This is a genomic window from Bordetella genomosp. 10 (assembly GCF_002261225.1).
Lineage (GTDB): Bacteria > Pseudomonadota > Gammaproteobacteria > Burkholderiales > Burkholderiaceae_B > Bordetella_C.
Map to the genome: position 1 here is coordinate 1,567,915 of NZ_NEVM01000005.1, position 20,516 is coordinate 1,588,430.

Below are 20,516 nucleotides of genomic sequence, written 5' to 3' on the forward strand. Positions count from 1 at the left end.
AAAATGCGTGCATAGGTGTTCCGGCCCGCGCGAGGCGGATTCCCCCCATGGGGCGGCCGGCGGCGCCAGGCTGGAAACCGAGGCTCCCAGGGGGTGCGGGGACGGGGTAGCTGGTCGTGTTGCTTCGGTGCTGGCTTAGTCGCTCCATAGCCGTGACACCATCGCGTAGCTCATGCGACTCCCCAAATGCCCCTGCAAGCCCCGCAAAGGGCCCTAGAGGGCGCCAGGACTGACGGGCGGCACAACTCCCATCTTTGAGGGATCCAGGCCCCTAGCTGCCCCAATGCGCCCTCCCCAAGCGCGAGACGCTAATCCTTGCCTCCGGTTACAGCACGTTGATGCGGGCGAAGACCATTGCACGTTGGATGGAGCTGAAAGCAAAAAGAGGCAGCCCAGCGCTGGCGCGAAACCTTGCGGAAGCGCTACGCCTCGCAGCGGGCCAGGCGGAGCAAATTGCTGCTCTAGCCGCGCAGTTGGAGGCCCAAGCGTGTCCTGAATGATTGCCTGGAAGGTAGAGTCCCAGGGTTATCTATAGGTTATCTAAGAGATAGCTTAGAGAGTCTTTGAGACTTCGTAAGAGATGCCGCCACCTGCCCACCCACACCACTCGGTCTAAGCCAGGTGATGACATCTCAGAACACCAGGACCTCCCTCCGCGTCGATGTGTTAGCCGCAGCGTGGTTGAAAGCACAGCGGGACTACTTTGCCTCTGGCTCATAACTTGTAAGTAGTGGACTCCCATCTCGGCTAACTTATTCACTAGGCTCAGAACATGCTTGACTCTATGTTTTGAGCCATATAGTATTGAGCCCTGTGTTATGAGCCAACCGAGACAGGGACATGAGCAATCTCGCCTACTACCGCGTAAGCACTCAAGGACAAGCAATTGATTCACAGCGGAGCGCCTTCAGAGGCGTCTCCGACATGAAAGAGTTCATCGACATAGGGATCAGCGGCAAGACCCTAATGCGGGAGCGCCCACAGGCGGCGGCAATGCTTGCATATATCCGCGAAGGAGACCTACTGCACGTCTATGCACTGGACCGACTCGGCAGGGATTCAATCGACGTACAGACAACCGTGAGGGACCTGCTAGAGCGTGGCGTTCGGCTGTACGTTCACGGCATAGGCGAGATAGCCCCAGGGCCTACTGGGGCGCTCGTGGTCGCGTTGCTGGCCCAGGTCGCAGACATGGAACGCGCACGGATCAACGAACGTACCAGCGACGGCAAACGCATAGCTAAAGAATCCTTCGACCGCACCGGTAAGACGCATCATGGCAAGGCCAGCCTAGGTGGTCGCCCAGCTACCCATGACCTTCCGGCGATTGCCGCCTGGCGTAAAGAGCAGGGGGCTTCCCTGGCTGCCACGGCGCAGCATTTCGGGGCAAGCATCGCCACAGTGAAGCGGGCGTGCAGCACGGACATTAAAGAGTGAGCACATTTGCTCGCATCTGTTTTTTTGCCCACGTCGGCCGGGCATGAGGCCGACACTTCAAAGATGGTGACACCCATGCGTGAAGACACTGTGATCAAGTCCGTTTCCATCCCGACTATCGCAGGCGTCCGGCGCCCGCGCGTAGCTTTTCCTACGGGAATTTTCTATGAAGCGGATGCGATTGGATGCGGGCTAGAAATTCTTGCCGCGAAAGGTACAAAGCTGGTCGGCCTGGACTTGCATGACCAAGACCTTGCCAGCTTGGAGCTGGACGGCATACGGCTCCAGGGCGCGTCCCTGGTGGGTGCCAACCTTGCAGGAGCACGTCTACGGAAGGCAACTTTCAAACACTGCGACCTCCGGGGCGTCACACTGACCGCTTCGGACATGCACGGAGCTCATTTTGAGGATTGCGACCTCACCGCAGCGAATCTCCCTGATGACGCAGAAACAGTCGCTGAATTCGTTCGCTGCAATATTGACGGCGTAAGCGAGCACGCCAGCCAGGTCCAATAGAGCAAGTACCGTCCTACGATGGATTGGCGACGCGCCTAAAAGGACTAAAGGTGCGTCGCCGGAATCCCCCTAATGGGCTTCAGCTCAAAGGGTGGCCTCTAGGCGGATATCTCTCGAAAATGAGTCTTCAGCTCGGTAAAGCTTCCTGCGATGGGTTCCGCGCTATCGGCATCCATACCGATCATAGGCATGAGAAACACGGCTCCACTCTCATCGAAAACATACAGCTCATCTCCGCCGTCACCCGCGAAGGCAACGTAGCCTGGCGCGAACGTGTCGATTTGCATTCCGTCGTTGGACTCCACGATTTCTGCCATCGACCAGAAAACAATGGCTAAGCAACTGTCCTGCGAAGGTATCCAGCAGTCCAACTCCCCTAAACCGTGCTTGGCGATGTACTCCTCATACTCAGGCGGTATCGGCGGGCGCATATGGTCTCCGTGGCAGGACGTGGTGGTCTGGGCGCCACTGCGAGGTTATCGCGAGCGCTCGCGCATGATACCCTCCCGACTGTGTCACTTCGTGGCATAAATCGCCCGTGACACGCCCCTCTGCACAGAGGGAAAGCGGCTGGTTCGATTCCACCCGGCGAGGCCAAGTCCCCTATCCCTGTATTCCCCCCATTCCGTGGCAAACCGGCGAGCCTTATCCATGGCCCGGCCCGCCCCTGCCCTGCGCCGTCGACCATGCATGCCGCACCGCTTCCCGCCAAGCCTGCTGCGGACGGTCGTCGGATTCGACCTGGCGGGTGACGACGCCGAGTTCGAAGACGGGGCCGCCTTTCGGCAGGGGCCGCACATCGACGGGATAGATGCCGGTCCAGCCGCGATCGATCAGTTGCAGCACCGAAAAACCCAATCCGGCGCTGACCATGGCGACGATGGCGGCGGCGCTGCCGAGTTCGACCAGGCTGCGCTTGCCGGGCGCGAGTTGCTGCACATAGCGGGTTGCCATGGCGCCGGTGGTGGTGGCCCTGTCGTAGCGGATCCAGTCCATGGCGCGCATGCGGCTCCTGAGTTCGGCGGACGTCAGCGGCCGAGCGGCGGTATCGCGCGCGCCGTCCCGATTGGTGGGCGGCGCGACGAAGACCAGGGCCTGCGACGCCAGCGGCGACCAATGCAGCCCGGTCCGCAGGCCGCGCTGGGGCCGCGCCACGATGGCGGCGTCCAGGCCGCCCGCCTTGACCTCGTCGGTCAGCGACATGCTGGTGCCGCGCTGCGGCGCGATCGTCAGGCGCGGGTGATATTCACGCAGATAGAGCATGGCGGCCGGCAGCAGTATGGGCTGCAGGGCCTCGATGATGCCCACCCGCAAATGCCCCTCGACCACGATGCCGGGGCGCCGGCGCAAGGTTTCCAGCATGCTCAGCGCGGGCTGCATGGTGCCCACCAGTTCGAGCGCCGCCGCCCGCGGCCGCACGTGCTGGCCGGAGCGGTCGAACAGCGGCTTTCCCACATACTGTTCGAGCTGCTTCATCTGCATGCTCACGGCGCTGGGCGTCATATGCCGGATATGGGCCGCCGCGGCGAAACTGCCTTCGGCGACGACGGCGGCCAGGGTCTGAAAGGCTTCCAGTTTCATCAGGAAATTTGATCTTTATAAGCAAATTAAGTCACTTTTTATGCTAGTCGACAAAACCTAGACTGCCCAGGAGGAAAGAAGAAAAAACCCCATCATTCCAGGAGACAACGAATGAACCGCCGAGGATTCCTGTCCGCCACCCTGCCCGCGGCCTGGGCCTGTACATCGCTGCCGGGCCTGGCCCGCGCGGCGGACCTGGCATCCACCCTGCGCCTGGAAGTCGGCGCGCCGCCCGGCGGCGGCACCGACTTCGTGGCCCGGGCGCTGGCCATGGGCATGACCGCCGAACTCAAGCGCAACATCGTGGTGGAGAACAAGCCCGGCGCCGGCGGGAACATCGCCGCCAACGCGGTCGCCCAGGCGCGCGGCGACGCCAGCACGCTGCTGGTGGCGTACACCAGCTTCGCCATCAATCCCAGCATCCAGGACGACCTGCCCTACGACCCCTTGCACAGCTTCACGCCCATCAGCCTGGCCGCCACGTCGCCGCTCATCCTGGTCTGCCATCCCGACCTGCCGGTGAAGAACACGGCCGAGCTGCTGGACTACGCTCGCAAGCATCCCAAGACGTTGAGCATCGCCGGCGCCGGGCTGGGCAGCGCCAGCCAGATGGCCGGCGAGATGTTCAAGGTGCAGGCCAAGCTGGATATCGTCAGCGTGCCCTACAAGGGCGCGGCGCCGGCGGTGCAGGACATCCTCGGCCGCCAGGTCCATCTGCTGATGTCGGACATGGCGACCGTCCAGCCGCTGTTGCGCAGCGGCAAGCTCAAGCCGCTGGGCGTCAGCACGCCCGAGCCGCTGGCGGCCTATCCCGACGTCCAACCCATCTCCCAGGTGCTGCCGGGTTTCAACTATCGCACCTGGTACGGCTTGTTCGCGCCCGGCGGCATAGCCGAGGACCTGGCGAACGCGCTGGAGAAGGCCGCCAGCGCCAGCGTGAAGGATCCGAAGATCGAACAGCGATTGAAGACGGAAGGATTGGATCCCGTCGGCAGCAACCGCGAGGAATTCACGGCGTTCATCAATGCGGAGATGAAGCGGTGGCAGGCCGTGGCCGCCGCCACGGGCATGCGCATGAGTTGAGCGCCCTGCCGGCGGCGAGCCGGGAATGACCGGACGCCCGTCCGGCAAGGCCCGGCCGCCCGAACGACGCGCCGAACGATAGGCGCGTACCGGACGATGGCGTACCGGATGGCAACGTTCCGGACCATGACGCATGACGCGCCGGACATGACACGCTCGCCATGGCGCCGGGCATAGCGCACCGGACCAAGGCGCTCGAAAGCGTCCCTCCGGCCGCTGGCGCCCGCGCCGCGCCGGCGTTACAACCCCGATTGAACCAAAGCGTCCTTTCACGGACGAATATCGCCATCCTCATCGCGCTTGCATGCCGCCTGCCCGGCGGTTGTCCGGCCCGGGCCAGGCTTTCTTGTTCCGTCCCTTATTGATATCTCAGGGATTACCCCCGCTGGTGCATTTCCTTCGGGACGCCAGGATTACGTTTTTATATACTCACCCCTCAAAAGATTGTTTAAATTGTTCGCCTAACCCTATAATTCAAATCAATTTTTCGCCGCGGTCAGTACCGAAATATCTCTTCACAACCTGACAAGTCACGTTTTACTTATGGCGCACTCCTGGAAACGATCGGTCTACGCAGCGGCGATGCCGCTGCTGTTCGCGCTATCGACCCTATATTCCCCTCTCACGCACGCCGCTGCCGACCCCTGCAAGGTGAACGCCAAATCGGCGGCCTGCAAGGCCGAGCAGGCCAAGGCCGCGAAGAAGGCGCCGGCCAAGACGGGCGCCAAAGCCCCCGCCGCCAAGACCGCGGCGAAGCAAGCCCCCGCCAAGACGGCGGCCAAGAGCACCTCGAAACACACCGCCAAGGCCGCATCGGCCAGGAAGACCGTCGCCACGACCAGGACCGTGGCCGGCCGCAAGGAAACCGTGATCAGGACCGCGGCCGGCAAGCCCGCCACGGTCACCACCCGCACCCTGACGCCGGTGCGCACCACCGCCACGGCCGATGCCGGCCAGGCCGTGGCGCGCCTGTCCACGCCGTCCTCGCAGGCGGCCGCGCTGCGTTCCAGCGTGGCCTACGTGCAGGACCTGGCGACCTCGACGGTCCTGTTCTCCAAGAACGAAGACACGGTGCGTCCCATCGCGTCGATATCCAAGCTGATGACGGCGCTGGTGGTGGTCGACGCCAACCAGCCCATGGATGAAATGCTGGAGGTCTCCGACGACGATATCGACCGCCTGCGCCATGCCGCGTCGCGCCTGCCGGTGGGCACCCGCCTGAGCCGCGCCGACATGCTGCACGTGGCCCTGATGTCCTCGGAAAACCGCGCGGCCCATGCGCTGGGCCGCTACTATCCGGGCGGCATGCCGGCCTTCGTCCGCGCCATGAATGAAAAGGCGCGCGAACTGGGCATGCTGGACACGCACTTCGTGGAACCCACCGGCCTGTCGAGCGAAAACGTCTCGTCGCCGCGCGACCTGGTGCGCCTGCTGCGCGCCGCGTCCCAGCGGCCGCTGATCCACCGCTACACCACGGACACCGAGTACGACGTGGAAATGCGCAAGGGCCGCACGCAGACCTTCCACAACACCAATGCGCTGGTGCGCAACGCCGACTGGGACATCAAGGTGTCCAAGACCGGCTACATCAACGAAGCCGGCGAATGCCTGGTCATGCTGGCGCGCATCAACGGCCGCGACCTGGCCATCGTGCTGCTCGACTCGCAAGGCAAGTATTCGCGCGTGGCCGATGCGGTGCGGATCCGCAAGTTCGTGCAGAACGAAGTGGCGATGCTGTAGGCCGGACCGTCACCGGAATGGCCGCCGAAGACGCCGCGGGCAGCGGCGTCTTCGGCCTCAATCTTCCAATGCCGCGTTGACCGGCTTCGCGCCGAGCAGATCCACCAGCACTCGCGGCGCGATGCCCACCAGGTAGCCGCGCCGTCCGCCATTGATGTACACCACGGGAATGTCCAGCACGGTCGCTTCGACCCAGACCGGCATGCGCTTGCGCGTTCCGAAGGGCGAAGTGCCGCCGACCTGATAGCCCGAATGGCGCTGCGCCGTTTCCGGATGACAGGGGGCGATTTTCTTCGCGCCGGTCTGGCGGGCCAGGTTCTTGGTGGAGACCTCGCGGTCGCCGTGCATCAGCACCACCAGCGGCCGCGCGGCCTCGTCCTCCATGATCAGGGTCTTGACCACCACGTGCGAGTCCAGCCCCAGTTGCCGCGCCGATTCGCGCGCGCCGCCGTGGTCGACGTAGTCATAGGGATGTTCGGTGAAGGCCACCTTGTGTTGCCGGAGGAACTGGGTGGCGGGCGTTTCGGAAACGTGGCGTGTTTTGCTCATGGTTCGCCGATTCTATGACAGCGGACGCAAAAACGCCCCGCCGGACGTCGCCGGCGGGGCGTTCAAGAGGAGCCGCGCTCCGCGCGGTTGGGGGGGGGACCTCTACTCTAGCTTTATGTTCTGCTTCTTCACGACGTCCTTCGCCCAGTCGTACTGCTGCTGGATTTCCTTGGCGAATTCTTCCGGCGTATTGCCCGAGGGCGACGAACCCTGTTCGTCCAGGGCCTTGATCACCTTGGGATCCTTCAACGCGATGACGGCGGCGTCGCGCAGCTTGTTGACGATCTCCATCGGGGTATTCTTGGGCGCCAGCAAGCCGTACCACACCGGCTGGTTGAGCACCGGGTAGCCCACTTCCGCGAACGTCGGCACGTCCTTCATGTTCGGGATGCGCGTCGGCCACGCCACGGCCATGGCCTTCAGCTTGCCGGCCTGGATCTGGGGCATGGACGAAGGCAGGTTGTCGAACAGGATTTCGACCTGGCCGCCGACGGCATCGGCCAGCGCCGGGCCCGAACCCTTGTAGGGCACGTGCACGATCTTCGTGCCGGTCGCCATCTTGAACGATTCGCCCATCAGGTGCAGCACGCCGCACGTGCCCGAGCTGCCGTACGAGTACTTGTCCGGATTCTGCTTCAGGACCTCGACGAATTCCTTGAAATCCTTGGCCGGAAATTTCGGATTGATCGACACCACGTTGGCGGTGTTGGCGAAGTTCGTGACCGGCTGGAAATCCTTGATCGGGTCGTAGGGAAGATCGTTGGGACGGCAAGCCGGGTTGACGGCCATCGTCGACACGGTGGCGATCGACAGCACATAACCGTCCGGCGCGGCCCTGGCGCCTTCGGCCGCGCCGATAGCGCCGCCCGCGCCGCCCTTGTTCTCGATCACCATGGGCTGGCCGAGCTCCTGGCTCATGCGCTGCGTGACGAGACGGGCGATGATGTCCGTCGAGCCGCCAGGCGCGAAAGGAACGATCAGGCGGATGGCATGGTCGGGATAGCCCGCGGCATGCGCGCCCGTGGCGGCAAAAGAGAGTCCCAGTGCGATGGCCGCGGCCAACGTGTGCTTCTTCATCATTATGGAAAATCCTCCTAAGTCTCCAACCCGCCCGTTTGCGGGCTGATCTGTTTCCGGATGCGGTAATAAAAATTGCTTGTGGCAGGCGCGATCCTTCACAAACACGAAGAATAGCAGCATTTTTTTACATCAGATATCAAGGAAAGCCCGCGCTGTTCAGGCGCCGGCAAAGAAAAAGCCGCCTCGAAAGGCGGCTTCCGCCCCTTCGTCAGGAAGGGGCCGCGCGTCACGCGAAGATTTCCCTTAGCGTTTTGCGTTCGTCATGTCGGCGGGCACCACCCACTGATTGAACTGCTCTTCGGTCAGGTGTCCCAGCGCCAGCGCCGATTCCTTGAGCGACAGGTTTTCCTTGTGCGCCTTCTTGGCGATCTGGGCAGCCTTGTCGTAGCCGATGTGCGGGTTCAACGCCGTCACCAGCATCAGCGAACGGTTGACCAGCTCGGCGATGCGATCGAGATTCGGCTCGATGCCCTTGGCGCAATGGTCGTTGAAGCTGTGCATGCCGTCGGTCAGCAAGCGCACCGACTGCAGGAAGTTGTGGATCACCAGGGGCTTGAAGACGTTCAGTTCGAAATTGCCGCTGGCCCCGCCGATGTTGATGGCGACGTCGTTGCCCAGCACCTGGGCGCCCAGCATGGTGATGGCCTCGCACTGCGTCGGATTGACCTTGCCCGGCATGATGGAGCTGCCCGGCTCGTTTTCCGGAATGCTGATCTCGCCCAGCCCCGAACGCGGGCCGCTGGACAGCCAGCGCACGTCGTTGGCCAGCTTGATCAGGCCCGCGGCCAGGGTCTTGAGCGCGCCGTGCGCGAACAGCAAGGCCTCGTGGGACGCCAGCGCCTGGAACTTGTTGGGCGCGGAGACGAAAGCCGCGCCGGTGTCGTGCGCCAACTGGGCCGAGACCTTGGTGCTGAATTCGGGATGGGCGTTCAGGCCGGTGCCCACGGCGGTGCCGCCGATGGCCAACTGGTGCAGGCCCGGCAGCGTGGCGCGGATCTGCTGTTCGGACAGGTCTAGCTGGGCCACGTGGCCGGACAGCTCCTGGCCCAGGGTCAAGGGCGTGGCGTCCTGCAAATGCGTGCGGCCGATCTTGACGATGTCGTAGAACTTGGCGCTCTTTTCCGCCAGGGTGGCGCGCAGCGCCTTCAGCGCCGGCAGCAGGTGCTGCTCGACTTCCACGGCCGCCGCCACGTGCATGGCGGTGGGGAAGGTATCGTTGGACGACTGGCCGCGATTGACGTGGTCGTTCGGGTGCACCTTGCGGCCCTCGCCCCGCTCGCCGCCGAGGATTTCCGAGGCGCGGTTGGCCAGCACCTCGTTCATGTTCATGTTGCTCTGCGTGCCCGAGCCGGTCTGCCAGACCGACAGCGGAAACTCGTTGGGCCACTTGCCGGCGATGACTTCGTCCGCGGCGGCCACGATGCCCTTGGCGATATCGGCGTCCAGCTCGCCCAGATCGGCATTCACCTGGGCCGCGGCGCGCTTCAGGCGCGCCATCGCGTTGACCAGCGGAGCCGGCATCTTCTCGGTCGAAATGGCGAAGAATTGCAGCGAGCGCTGAGTCTGGGCCCCCCACAGATGATCGGCGGGAACCTCGATCGGTCCGAAAGTGTCTTTTTCGGTGCGCGTTTTCATGTCGGTACAGCTCCGTTCTGGTGCCGCGGGCATGCCGGGTCGGCACACGGCGGCAGGGTTGGTAATCGACCGGGCAAGGGGCGGACGGGCGCGCCGGGACGGCGGGCGCGATCCAGCCCCTACCTATAATCCCCATGTTTTTACCACTCGCCCGCCACCATGTCCGCCCCCCGAAGCCTGACTGTCCACCTGCCCGACGAGCACGCCACCGAAAACCTGGCGCGCCGGCTCGCTCCCCTGGTCGACGGCCGGACGGCGGGCGTGCCGGCCGGGGGACGCATCCACCTTTCGGGCGAGCTGGGCGCCGGCAAAACCGCCTTCACCCGCGCCCTGTTGCGTGAATGCGGCATACAGGGCCGGATCAAAAGTCCCAGCTATGCACTGCTTGAAAGCTATAAAGTTTTTAACTTATACTTCTATCACTTTGATTTCTATAGATTTAGCGATCCGCGCGAGTGGTTGGACGCAGGTTTTCGCGATTTGTTGCGGGACGACGCGGTCGTTCTGATCGAATGGCCGGAAAAGGCGGAGGGCCTGCTCTCCCCTCCCGATCTGCAAATTTCCCTGGCATATGCAGGCCAGGGACGCGATGCCACGTTGACCGCTTACACCGCTAGAGGGCAACTATGGCTGAACGCGATCGTCCCGAACCCGGCGCCCCCGTCTCCCGCGGCGCCATGACTCGTCGCCGCCTCATCGGCGCGGCGGCAACCCTCATCGTCCTTCCGGTCATCCCCCGCCTGGCCCACGCCGCCACCTTGCTGGCCGTGCGCACCTGGCCGGCCGATGAATACACGCGGGTCACGCTGGAGCTGGACAGCGAGCTCAAGGCCGAACAGTTCACCCTGGAGAATCCGGACCGCCTGGTCGTGGACATCGAGGGCCTGTCCATGAGCCAGGCGCTGAACGAGCTGGCCGGCCGCATCCGCAAGGACGACCCGTACATCCGCTCGCTGCGCATCGCGCAGAACCGCCCCAACGTGCTGCGCCTGGTGTTCGACCTGAAGCAGGCGGTGGCGCCGCAGGTCTTCACCCTGAAGCCGGTCGCCGACTACCAGTACCGCCTGGTGCTGGACCTGTATCCCAAGGTGGCGCAGGATCCGCTGCTGGCCATCCTGAAGAACCAGCCCGCCGGCCCGGACGTCGACGATCCCCTGGCGCGCATCCTCAACGACATTTCCCGCAACCCGCCCGGCCCGGATACGCAGACCGCGTCCATCCCCAAGCCGGCGCCGCTGCCCAATCCGTCGCAGCCCCTGCCGCCGCCCGTCGTGGAAACGCCGTCGGGCAAGCTGGCCGGCCGCAAGCGCATGCTGACCATCGCGCTGGACCCCGGCCATGGCGGCGAGGACCCCGGCGCCAGCGGCTCCACGGGCCTGCGCGAGAAAGAAGTCGTGCTGCGCATCGCGCATCGCCTGAAGGCGCTGATCGACGCCCAGCCCAATATGCGCGCCTACCTGACGCGCGACGACGATTATTTCGTGCCGCTGCACGTGCGCGTGCAGAAGGCGCGGCGCGTGCGCGCCGACCTGTTCGTGTCCATCCACGCCGATGCCTGGATCAAGCCCAGCGCCAGCGGCTCGTCGGTCTTCGCGCTGTCGCAGCGCGGCGCCAGCAGCGCGGCCGCGCGGTGGATGGCGAATAAGGAAAACTCCGCGGACCTGATCGGCGGCGTCAACCTGGGATCGCATGACGAGCAGGTCGCCAAGGTGCTGCTGGACCTGTCCACCACCGCGCAGATCAACGATTCGCTCAAGCTCGGCTCGGTCTTCCTGCAGGAAATCAAGAAGGTCAACCATCTCCACAAGGACAGCGTGGAACAGGCCGGCTTCGCGGTCCTGAAAGCGCCGGACATCCCGTCCATCCTGGTGGAAACGGCCTTCATCAGCAATCCGAACGAAGAGTCCCTGCTGAAGTCCCCGCAGCACCAGGACAAGCTGGCGATGGCCATGTTCACGGGCATCCAGCGCTACCTGACGACGAATCCGCCGCTGGCCCGCGTGGGCGACGCCACCTAGGCAGGCAAAAGGCGCCGCGGCGCTCCGCGCGCCGCGGTGTGCGCGGCCGCTTCATTGCACCCTTGGCACACATAGGCACACATAGGCACGCTCTGGCGTGCCTATGTTCATGTCCGCTTATGCGCGGTGCGGCGGCGCCGCTTTGCGCCGGCGGACGATCTTCCAGATGCCGGCCAGGATCAGCGGCGCGATGGCCGCGCCCAGGCCGATGAGCACGATCAGGTTCAGGTGCTCCTTGACCAGCGGAATATTGCCGAAGAAATAGCCCGCGGCCACCAGGCTCACGACCCACAGCAAACCGCCGGTGATGTTGAAGAGCTGGAAGCGCGCCACGCTCATTTCCGCGACGCCGGCCACGAAGGGCGCGAAGGTGCGCACCAGCGGGATGAAGCGCGACATGACGATGGTCTTGCCGCCGTGCTTCTCGTAAAAGGCATGCGTGCGCATCAATGCGTCGCGATCCAGGAAACGCAGGTTGGTGGAAAAGACCTTCGGCCCGATGGCCCGTCCTATCACGTAGTTCAGGGTATTACCCGTCACCGCCGCGATGACCAGCAGCACCGCCAGCAGAACGGGATCGATATGGCCCGAGGCGCCGAACGCGCCCGCGATGAACAGCAGCGAATCGCCCGGCAGGAAAGGCAGGACCACGAAGCCGGTTTCCGCGAAAACGATCAGGAACAGAACGAGATACACCCACGCCCCATACTTCGCGACCCAGATCCCGAAGGTCTGGTCGATATGCAGCACCATATTCAGTAAATCGAGCATGTGATCGGCTTCAGCAAAAACATTGAGAGTGACCCGGGAATATAGCCGACTGCGGCATACAGCTAAAATCATTCGCAAAGCGGGTGTTGCGGCGATACGCCGCCCCCCCTCCCCCCGACCTCCCGCGGCTGGCGCCGGCCAGCCCAAGCCGTCCAAGCCTGCCCATGTCCGATCGCCGTCCCATTGCCGCGCTGCCCGACCTCCTGATCAGCCAGATTGCCGCTGGCGAGGTGATCGAGCGCCCCGCGTCGGTGCTGAAGGAGCTACTGGAGAACGCCATCGACGCCGGCGCCCGCGCCATCGAGGTCCGGCTGGAAGGCGGCGGCATCCGCCGGATCGCCGTCACCGACGACGGCAGCGGCATTCCGCCCGGGGAGCTGCCGCTGGCGCTGATGCGCCACGCCACCAGCAAGATCGCCAATCTGCACGAACTGGAGTCGGTGGCGTCGATGGGTTTCCGCGGCGAAGCCCTGGCTTCGATCGCCTCCGTGGCGCGCCTGACCATCACCTCGCGCACCCGCGACAGCCAGAACGCCTGGCAGATCCAGGGCGGCAGCGCGGAGGCGACGCCGGCGGCCGGGCCGGTGGGCACCACCGTCGACGTGCGCCAATTGTTCGACGCGGTGCCCGCCCGCCGCAAGTTCCTGCGCGCCGAAGCCACCGAGTTCGGCCATTGCCTGGACGCGATGGAACGCATCGCCCTGGCCTATCCCGGCATTGCCTTCCGGCTGTTCAACCAGGACCGCGCGCATCGCCAATGGCTGCCCACCGACCCCTTCCGCCGCATCCGCGACGTGCTGGGCGCGGAGTTCTCCGAACACGGGCTGCCGCTGTCGCAGGAAGTCGGGCCGGTCTCGCTGACCGGCATGGTCACGCGCCCCACGGCCGCGCGCGCCCGGGCCGATCGCCAGTACCTGTACGTCAACGGGCGCTTCGTGCGCGACCGCACCGTCAGCCATGCCCTGCGCGCCGCCTATGCGGACGTGCTGCACGGCGACCGCCAGCCGGCCTATGTGTTGTTCCTGGAGATCGATCCGGCGGCGGTCGACGTCAACGTGCACCCGGCCAAGAGCGAGGTGCGCTTCCGGGAAAGCGGCGCCGTCCACCGCTTCGTCACGCAGGCGGTCAGCCAGGTGCTGGCGCAGACCGGCGGACATGGCGGCGTGGCCGCCGGGCAGGCGGCGACGGGCGCGGAGACGGCTCCCATCGCCCCGGGGGCCCCGGCCACTTCGCCCACCTCACCCGCCGCCGGACCAAGGACGGGCGGCGCGCAGGGGGGCGGCCACGTCCAGCGCCCGCATACGCAAGTCCCCTTCCGCCTGCATACGCAGGCCGGCGGCGGCGACTGGCAGGCGCTTTATCGCCCGCTGGGCGACGAGAATGCAACCGCGGCAAGAAACGGCGGCGGCATGCCCGCCGATGGCGACGGCGCGGCGCGGCCGGCGCCTGGAACGGGCGATCCGGCTCGTGCGGGCGATCCGGATACGGCGCCGGACGCGCGGGACGCACGGAATGATGGCGGCTTGGGCGAAGGGGACCGCAGGAACGGCGGCGCGCCGGCCGGATACGCGCCCTACGGCGCGCCCGGCGCCGGGCATGTGCTCAGCGAACCCGGCCATCCGCGCCCCTCGGCCAACGACGGCCTTGGCGCGGCCGGCACCCCGCCCCTGGACGGCGTAGACGCGGGCGTGGGCGCACCCGCGCCCGCATTCAGCTACCCATCCCCGGCCGCGGCCTTCGCCGCCGCCCAGCCGCTGCAAACGGCCGAACCGCCGCCCGGCCGCCCCGCCCTGCCCACCGACGACGAACAGCCGCTGGGCATGGCGCTGGGCCAGTTGCACGGCATCTACATCCTCGCCCAGAACCGGCGCGGCCTGGTGCTGGTGGACATGCACGCGGCGCACGAACGGGTGGTCTACGAACAGCTCAAGCGCGCGCTCGACCAGCGCGAGCTGCCGCGCCAGGACCTGCTGGTGCCGGTGGTGTTCAACGCCCAGGAAAAAGACGTTGCCCTGGTGGAGGAATACCGCGACGAGCTGATCGAGCTGGGCTTCGAGCTGCGTCCCGCCGGCCCCACCGCCATCGCGGTGCGTTCGGTGCCCGCGCTGCTGGCGCGCGGCGACGTCGAAACGCTGGCGCGCGCGGTGCTGCGCGATCTCGGCGCGGTGGGCGTGTCCCGCCTGCTGACCGAGCAACGCAATGAATTGCTGTCCACCATGGCCTGCCATGGCTCGGTGCGCGCCAACCGCCGCCTCACCCTCGACGAAATGAACGCGCTGCTGCGCCAGATGGAGGCCACCGAACGCGCCGACCAGTGCAACCATGGCCGGCCGACCTGGGTCCAATGGACGGTGTCCGACCTGGACAAGCTCTTTCTGCGGGGGCAATGAGACCGTCCCGCGGCCTGTCCGTACCCCTGCATACCCGTCCCGCCGGTTCCCGTTCCGCCAGCCCCTCGCCCCCTCGCATGGCCCACCTGCCCATCATCTGCCTCACCGGCCCCACCGCGGCCGGCAAAAGCGCCGCCACCCTGGCCCTGGCGCAGCGCTGGCCGCTGGAAATCGTCAACGTCGATTCCGCCACCATCTATCGCGGCATGGATATCGGCACCGCCAAGCCGACGCCCGACGAGCGCAGACAGGCGCCGCAGCACCTGCTCGACATCCGCGACCCGGCCCAGTCCTATTCCGCGGCGGAATTCCGCGCCGACGCCCTGGGCCTGATCGCGGACATCCATGCGCGCGGCCGCATACCCTTGCTGGCCGGGGGCACCATGCTCTACTACAAGGCCCTGCGCGAGGGCCTGGACGACCTGCCGCGGGCCGATCCCGCCCTGCGCGCCGACCTGGAGACGCGCGCCGCCCAGGCGGGCTGGCCGGCCCTGCACGCCGAACTGGCGCGGCTGGACCCCGCCACCGCCGCGCGCCTGGCGCCCAACGACAGCCAACGCATCCAGCGCGCCCTGGAAATCTGCCTGCTCAGCGGCCAGCCGATGTCGGCCCTGCTGGGCAAGGCGGGCGGCCGCGCCGCGGATGAGGAGGCGGCCTACCGCTACGTCACGATCAGCCTGGAGCCCTCGGACCGCCTGCGCCTGCACGAGCGCATCGCGTGGCGTTTCGACGCGATGCTGGCGCAGGGACTGGTGGAGGAAGTGCGCGCGCTGCGGGCGCGCGGCGATCTGCATCCCGGCCTGCCCTCGGTGCGCTGCGTGGGCTACCGGCAGTTCTGGGATTACCTGGAGGGCGAGACCGACCTGGCCGAGGCGCGCGAGCGCGGCATCGCCGCCACGCGGCAACTGGCCAAGCGGCAGATCACCTGGCTGCGGGCGCAGCCCGGGCGCACCATCGTGGACTGCCTGGCCGGCGACGCGGTCGCGCGGGTGATCGACGCCTGCGCGCCGCTGCTGGAGACGCGATCGGCCGGTTGAACCGGCCGATCGCGGAAGCGGCGTTATCGAAACGGCCTTGTCGAAAGGCCTTATCGAAGCGGTTTATTGAAGCAGCGCTATCGGCCCGCTTACACCACCACGGTCTGCGGCGCGTCGCCTTCGCGCGCCACGACCTCGCCGATGCGGCTGACCGTTTCGCCCTGCGCGCGCAGGGTGGCGGCGATGGCGTCGGCCTGCGCCGCGTCGACGACGATGACCATGCCGATGCCGCAATTGAACACCCGGTGCATTTCCGCGTCGGCGACGCCGCCCTGCTGTTGCAGCCAGGTGAACAACGGGGGCATGGCCCAGGCGTCGCGATGCAGCGTGACGGCGAGCCCGGGTTGCAGGATGCGCGGCACGTTGTCGACCAGGCCGCCGCCGGTGATGTGGGCCAGGCCCTTGATGGCCGTGCCGTGCGCGGCCAGCGCGGCCAGCACCTGCTTGACGTAGATGCGGGTCGGCGCCATGACGACGTCGCCCAGGGGCTGTCCGTGGAAATCGTCGGTCGGCTTGGCGCCGGCGCGCTCGACGATCTTGCGCAGCAGCGAAAAGCCGTTGGAATGCGCGCCGCTGGAGGCCAGGCCCAGCACCGCGTCGCCCGGCTGGATCGACTTGCCGTCGATGATGGCGGACTTCTCCACCGCGCCGACCGCGAAACCGGCCAGGTCGTATTCGCCGTCGGGATACATGCCCGGCATTTCGGCGGTCTCACCGCCGATCAGGGCGCAGCCGGCCAGTTCGCAGCCGCGCGCGATGCCGCCGACCACGGCCGCGGCGGTGTCCACCGACAGCTTGCCGCAGGCGAAATAATCGAGGAAGAACAACGATTCCGCGCCTTGGACGAGAATGTCGTTTACGCTCATTGCCACCAGGTCGATGCCGACGGTGTCATGCCGGTTCCACTCGAAGGCCAGCTTGAGCTTGGTGCCGACGCCGTCGGTGCCGGAAACCAGCACCGGCTCGCGGTATTTCTTCGGCACTTCGAACAGGGCGCCGAAGCCCCCGATGCCGGCCAGCACGCCCGCGCGCATGGTGCGGGCAGCCAACGGCTTGATGCGGTCGACCAGGGCGTCGCCCGCGTCGATGTCGACGCCGGCGTCGCGGTAGGTCAACGGAGCTTGGGGTTGATTTGTCATGAGAAAAACCGTCGGGTGTGTGACAATTGCAGGATTTTTTGGGTAAACCATCAGGATTTTACGATGAAGCCGCCGCTTGCACGCCGGCCGCCCCGCGCCGCCGGTGACGCGGGCCCGTCCCGGCCCCCGTTCGCGGCCGGCTTCGCCAGTCAACCGCCATGAACCGCCAGTTGCTGCTATCCGTCCTCCCCGAGTCAGCGCCCACGCTGGCCAACTTCGTGCCTGGTCCGAACCAGGCGGCGTTGGCGGCCGTGCGCACGCTGGCGCCGGGACGGGCCCTGTATCTCTGGGGCGCGGCCGGTTGCGGGCGCAGCCACCTGTTGCGCGCCCTGGCGGCCGCCCCCGGCGCGCGTTACATCACCGCGGGCATGGAAGCCCGCGCCGCGCTGCCCGCCCTGGCCCAGAGCGACGCCCAGGCCGCCATGCCGGCGGTGATCGCGGTCGACGACATCCATCTCATGGACGACGCCGGGCAGGCCGCCCTGTTTGCCTTGTACAATCGCTGGCGCGAATCCGCCGCGACCGGGCGCGCCTTCGCCCTGGCCGTCGCGGGCGACCGCGCGCCGCTGGCCATGCCGTTGCGCGAGGACTTGCGCACCCGGCTGGGCTGGGATCTCGTCTACGGGCTGGCCCAGTTGTCCGACGCCGACAAGCTGGAAGCGCTGGCCAAGCAGGCCGCCGAACGGGGGCTGCAACTGAGCCCGGAAGTGCTCAACTGGATGCTGACCCACTACGATCGCGACATGCGGCGTCTCGCGACCCTGCTGGACGCGCTCGACCGCTACTCGCTGGCTACCCGCCGGCCCATCAACATTTCCCTGCTGCGCACCATGCTGGCAGATCAGGACATACATACGAAATGAGTGCTGCCCGCCGCCTGGCCCTGTTCGACCTGGACCACACCCTGCTTCCGCTGGACAGCGACTACCAATGGGCCGATTTCCTGGCGCGCACGGGCCGCGCCGGCGATCCCATCGAGGCGCGCGCGCGCAACGAAGACCTGATGGACCGCTACAACCGCGGCGAGCTGACCGCCGAACAGTCGGCCGAGTTCATGCTGGGCCTGCTGGCGGCGCACACGCCGTTCGACCTGGCGGCCTGGCATGAAGAATTCATGGCGCTGGTCATCCGGCCCGCCATTTCCCTGCCGGCCATGCGCCTGGTGCAATCGCACCTGGAAGCCGGCGACCTGTGCGCGGTGGTCACCGCCACCAACCGCTTCGTCACCGCGCCCATCGCCCGCGCCTTCGGCGTGCCGCACCTGATCGCCACGGAAGCCGAATACGTCGCCGGCCGCTACACCGGCCGCATCGAAGGCGTGCCCAGCTTCAAGGAAGGCAAGGTCTTGCGGGTCAACGACTGGCTGGCCGGCATGGGGCTGGCGCTTGCGGATTTTTCCGAAACGTTCTTTTATAGCGATTCGGTCAACGACGTTCCGCTGCTCGAAGTCGTCAACCGCCCGGTCGCGGCCAATCCCAGTCCGGCGCTGCGCGAGATCGCGCAGGCGCGCGGCTGGAAGGTGCTGGACCTGTTCGCGCACATGGAAGATGCCAAATCCTGAAAATCGATGATCACTGAAACCATAAGAAAATTCGTCGGCCGGCTGTTTCCGGCACGCGGTCCCCTGCGCATATCGCGCGACAAGCACGGGATCGATCGCCGCAACGTTTCGCGGCACGCCATCAAGGTCTGCGAGGTGCTGCGCGAGCACGGCTACGAGGCCTACATCGTCGGCGGCGCGGTGCGCGACCTGATCGTCGGCATCGAGCCCAAGGACTTCGACGTCGCCACCAACGCCACGCCCGAGGAAATCCGCCCCCTGTTCCGCCGCGCCCGCATCATCGGCCGGCGCTTCCAGTTGGTGCACGTGGTCTTCGGCCAGGAGATCATCGAGACCTCCACCTTCCGCGCCCCGGCCTCGGAAGACCAGGAGACCGACGAGCATGGACGCATCCTGCGCGACAACGTCTTCGGCTCGCAGGCGGAAGACGCGGCGCGGCGCGATTTCACGCTGAACGCGCTGTACTACGACCCGCTGACCGAAGAGGTCATCGACTATCACAACGGCGTCGCCGACCTGAAGAAGCGCGTCGTGCGCATGATCGGCGATCCCAACAAGCGCTATCGCGAAGACCCCGTGCGCATGCTGCGCGCGGTGCGTTTCGCGGCCAAGCTCAACGGCAGCATCGATCCGGCCACGCGCGATCCCATCCGCACCATGGCCGAGCTGATCGAAAACGTCCCGGCCTCGCGGCTGTTCGACGAAATGCTCAAGCTGCTGACCTGCGGCCACGCGATGGACTGCCTGCGCCAGTTGCGCGCCCAGGGCCTGCACCATGGCGTGCTGCCGCTGCTGGACGTGGTGCTGGAGCAGCCCGGCGGCGAGCGCTTCGTCGAGCTGGCGCTGGAACGCACCGATGCCCGCGTGCGCGCCGGCAAGAGCATCAGCCCCAGTTTCCTGTTTGCCGCGCTGTTGTGGCAGTTGGTGGAAGCGCGCTGGCACCAGTTGTCCAAGGGCGGCGAGCACACCATCCCGGCGTTGATCCAGGCGGCCGATTCGGTGCTGGACGAACAGACCGAGAAGCTGGCCATCCAGCGCCGCTTCTCTTCCGACATGCGCGAGATCTGGTTCATGCAGCCGCGCTTCGAGCGCCGCGTCGGCAAGAACGTGTTCCGCATGCTGGAGCAGCCGCGCTTCCGCGCCGCCTGCGACTTCCTGCAACTGCGCGCGGCCGCCGGCGAATTCGACAGCGTGCTGGCGCAATGGTGGATGGACCTGGCCAACGGCGACGACATCACCCGGGCGCAGATGCTGGACGAGGCCTCGCGCGCGCCGCGCGGCCGCGACGAGGAACCGGCGCCGCGCCGCCGCCGCCGTCCGCGCCGCAAGCCCAATACCGGCGCGGCGCCGCAGGACGCCGGCGCATGACGGACGACGGCGCCCCGGCGGCGGTCACCGCCTACATCGGGCTGGGCGCCAACCTGGGCGATGCCGGCGCGACCTTGCGCCAGGCTCTGCGGGAACTGGCCGCCAGCAAGGGCATCACGGCCTGCGAGGCCTCTCCGTTCTACCGTTCGGCGCCGGTCGACGCCGGCGGCCCCGATTTCGTGAATGCCGTGGCGCGCCTGCGCACCACCCTGGCGCCGCTGGCTCTGCTGGACCTGTTGCAAGCGCTGGAGCGCCGCCATGGCCGCGAGCGTCCCTACCGGAACGCCCCGCGCACGCTGGACCTGGACCTGCTCCTGTACGGCGACGTGACCATGGACGAACCGCGCCTGACCCTGCCGCACCCACGCATGCACGAACGCGCCTTCGTGCTGCGCCCCCTACTCGACCTGGCGCCGGCCCTGACCCTGCCGCAAGGCCGCGCAACCGACCTGCTGGCCGCAATCGACGACCAACCGATCCAACGGATTGCCCCTTAAGGGATTGCCCCTTAACAGATCCCAATCAAGAACCCACGATTCCACAAGAATCCACGATCCCACTTAAGAACCGACGATCCCACTTAAGAACCTATCGAGAAAGCCGCGGAGCCG

19 protein-coding genes are annotated in these 20,516 nt (G+C 66.4%); 12 read left to right on the forward strand and 7 right to left on the reverse strand.

The features are described 5' to 3' along the window. The first annotated feature begins 840 nt into the window (after positions 1-840). Together CAL29_RS23090 and CAL29_RS23095 are read left to right on the forward strand one after the other, a co-directional pair. Positions 841-1,437 (forward strand): recombinase family protein, encoded by a 597-nt coding sequence (locus tag CAL29_RS23090; protein WP_094855305.1) that lies wholly within the window; start codon positions 841-843, stop codon positions 1,435-1,437. Positions 1,438-1,512: 75 nt separating this feature from the next. Then, the gene (locus CAL29_RS23095; RefSeq protein ID WP_179284148.1) at positions 1,513-1,953 is read left to right on the forward strand and encodes a pentapeptide repeat-containing protein; all 441 of its coding nucleotides are present in this window, start codon (positions 1,513-1,515) and stop codon (positions 1,951-1,953) included. A gap of 98 nt (positions 1,954-2,051) precedes the next feature. On the opposite strand, the gene CAL29_RS23100 is transcribed toward CAL29_RS23095, so the two are convergent. Further along, a complete protein-coding gene (locus tag CAL29_RS23100; RefSeq protein WP_094855307.1) occupies positions 2,052-2,384 on the reverse strand; it encodes an SMI1/KNR4 family protein in 333 nt (110 codons plus the stop codon). A 214-nt stretch (positions 2,385-2,598) separates the two neighbouring features. Then, the gene (locus tag CAL29_RS23105; protein WP_094855308.1) at positions 2,599-3,534 is read right to left on the reverse strand and encodes a LysR family transcriptional regulator; all 936 of its coding nucleotides are present in this window, start codon (positions 3,532-3,534) and stop codon (positions 2,599-2,601) included. A 111-nt stretch (positions 3,535-3,645) separates the two neighbouring features. On the opposite strand from CAL29_RS23105, the gene CAL29_RS23110 reads away from it, so the two are divergent. Continuing rightward, positions 3,646-4,617, forward strand: coding sequence for a Bug family tripartite tricarboxylate transporter substrate binding protein (locus tag CAL29_RS23110; protein ID WP_094855309.1), 972 nt, complete (start codon positions 3,646-3,648; stop codon positions 4,615-4,617). 543 nt (positions 4,618-5,160) lie between these two features. Continuing rightward, positions 5,161-6,357, forward strand: coding sequence for a D-alanyl-D-alanine endopeptidase (pbpG, locus tag CAL29_RS23115; RefSeq protein WP_256977684.1), 1,197 nt, complete (start codon positions 5,161-5,163; stop codon positions 6,355-6,357). Positions 6,358-6,414: 57 nt separating this feature from the next. On the opposite strand, the gene ybaK is transcribed toward pbpG, so the two are convergent. The 3 genes from ybaK to fumC form a co-directional block, all read right to left on the reverse strand. Further along, positions 6,415-6,906, reverse strand: coding sequence for a Cys-tRNA(Pro) deacylase (gene ybaK / locus CAL29_RS23120; protein WP_094855310.1), 492 nt, complete (start codon positions 6,904-6,906; stop codon positions 6,415-6,417). Positions 6,907-7,008: 102 nt separating this feature from the next. Continuing rightward, on the reverse strand, positions 7,009-7,986 hold the full coding sequence (locus CAL29_RS23125; protein WP_094855311.1) for a tripartite tricarboxylate transporter substrate binding protein BugE: 978 nt from the start codon (positions 7,984-7,986) through the stop codon (positions 7,009-7,011). A gap of 243 nt (positions 7,987-8,229) precedes the next feature. Continuing rightward, entirely contained in the window at positions 8,230-9,621 is a 1,392-nt protein-coding gene (gene fumC / locus CAL29_RS23130) for a class II fumarate hydratase (RefSeq protein WP_094855312.1), read from the reverse strand. A gap of 159 nt (positions 9,622-9,780) precedes the next feature. Here fumC and tsaE point away from each other — a divergent pair, with 159 nt between their 5' ends. Next, entirely contained in the window at positions 9,781-10,302 is a 522-nt protein-coding gene (gene tsaE, locus CAL29_RS23135) for a tRNA (adenosine(37)-N6)-threonylcarbamoyltransferase complex ATPase subunit type 1 TsaE (protein WP_094855313.1), read from the forward strand. Beyond that, on the forward strand, positions 10,248-11,639 hold the full coding sequence (locus CAL29_RS23140) for an N-acetylmuramoyl-L-alanine amidase (RefSeq protein ID WP_143277730.1): 1,392 nt from the start codon (positions 10,248-10,250) through the stop codon (positions 11,637-11,639). Before tsaE ends, CAL29_RS23140 begins: the two co-directional genes overlap by 55 nt. A gap of 117 nt (positions 11,640-11,756) precedes the next feature. Here the strand turns inward: CAL29_RS23140 and CAL29_RS23145 are convergent, their stop codons facing one another. Then, positions 11,757-12,410, reverse strand: a complete 654-nt coding sequence (locus CAL29_RS23145) for a VTT domain-containing protein (protein ID WP_094855314.1) — start codon at positions 12,408-12,410, stop codon at positions 11,757-11,759. A 164-nt stretch (positions 12,411-12,574) separates the two neighbouring features. Here CAL29_RS23145 and mutL point away from each other — a divergent pair, with 164 nt between their 5' ends. Beyond that, the gene (gene mutL, locus CAL29_RS31690; RefSeq protein ID WP_179284149.1) at positions 12,575-14,800 is read left to right on the forward strand and encodes a DNA mismatch repair endonuclease MutL; all 2,226 of its coding nucleotides are present in this window, start codon (positions 12,575-12,577) and stop codon (positions 14,798-14,800) included. Positions 14,801-14,877: 77 nt separating this feature from the next. Continuing rightward, positions 14,878-15,837, forward strand: coding sequence for a tRNA (adenosine(37)-N6)-dimethylallyltransferase MiaA (gene miaA / locus CAL29_RS23160; RefSeq protein WP_094855315.1), 960 nt, complete (start codon positions 14,878-14,880; stop codon positions 15,835-15,837). An 89-nt stretch (positions 15,838-15,926) separates the two neighbouring features. Here miaA and purM read toward each other — a convergent pair whose 3' ends face one another. Then, the gene (gene purM, locus CAL29_RS23165) at positions 15,927-16,976 is read right to left on the reverse strand and encodes a phosphoribosylformylglycinamidine cyclo-ligase (protein WP_094855316.1); all 1,050 of its coding nucleotides are present in this window, start codon (positions 16,974-16,976) and stop codon (positions 15,927-15,929) included. A gap of 158 nt (positions 16,977-17,134) precedes the next feature. Between purM and hda the strand changes: the two genes are divergently transcribed. The 4 genes from hda to CAL29_RS23185 are packed head-to-tail and all read left to right on the forward strand — an operon-like array spanning position 17,135 to position 20,402. Further along, the gene (gene hda, locus CAL29_RS23170; RefSeq protein WP_094855317.1) at positions 17,135-17,839 is read left to right on the forward strand and encodes a DnaA regulatory inactivator Hda; all 705 of its coding nucleotides are present in this window, start codon (positions 17,135-17,137) and stop codon (positions 17,837-17,839) included. Further along, on the forward strand, positions 17,836-18,537 hold the full coding sequence (locus CAL29_RS23175) for an HAD family hydrolase (protein ID WP_094855318.1): 702 nt from the start codon (positions 17,836-17,838) through the stop codon (positions 18,535-18,537). Before hda ends, CAL29_RS23175 begins: the two co-directional genes overlap by 4 nt. A 6-nt stretch (positions 18,538-18,543) precedes the next feature. Further along, the gene (gene pcnB, locus CAL29_RS23180) at positions 18,544-19,905 is read left to right on the forward strand and encodes a polynucleotide adenylyltransferase PcnB (protein WP_094855319.1); all 1,362 of its coding nucleotides are present in this window, start codon (positions 18,544-18,546) and stop codon (positions 19,903-19,905) included. Beyond that, positions 19,902-20,402, forward strand: a complete 501-nt coding sequence (locus CAL29_RS23185; RefSeq protein ID WP_094855320.1) for a 2-amino-4-hydroxy-6-hydroxymethyldihydropteridine diphosphokinase — start codon at positions 19,902-19,904, stop codon at positions 20,400-20,402. The genes pcnB and CAL29_RS23185 overlap by 4 nt, the downstream gene beginning before the upstream one ends. Positions 20,403-20,516: the final 114 nt, after the last annotated feature.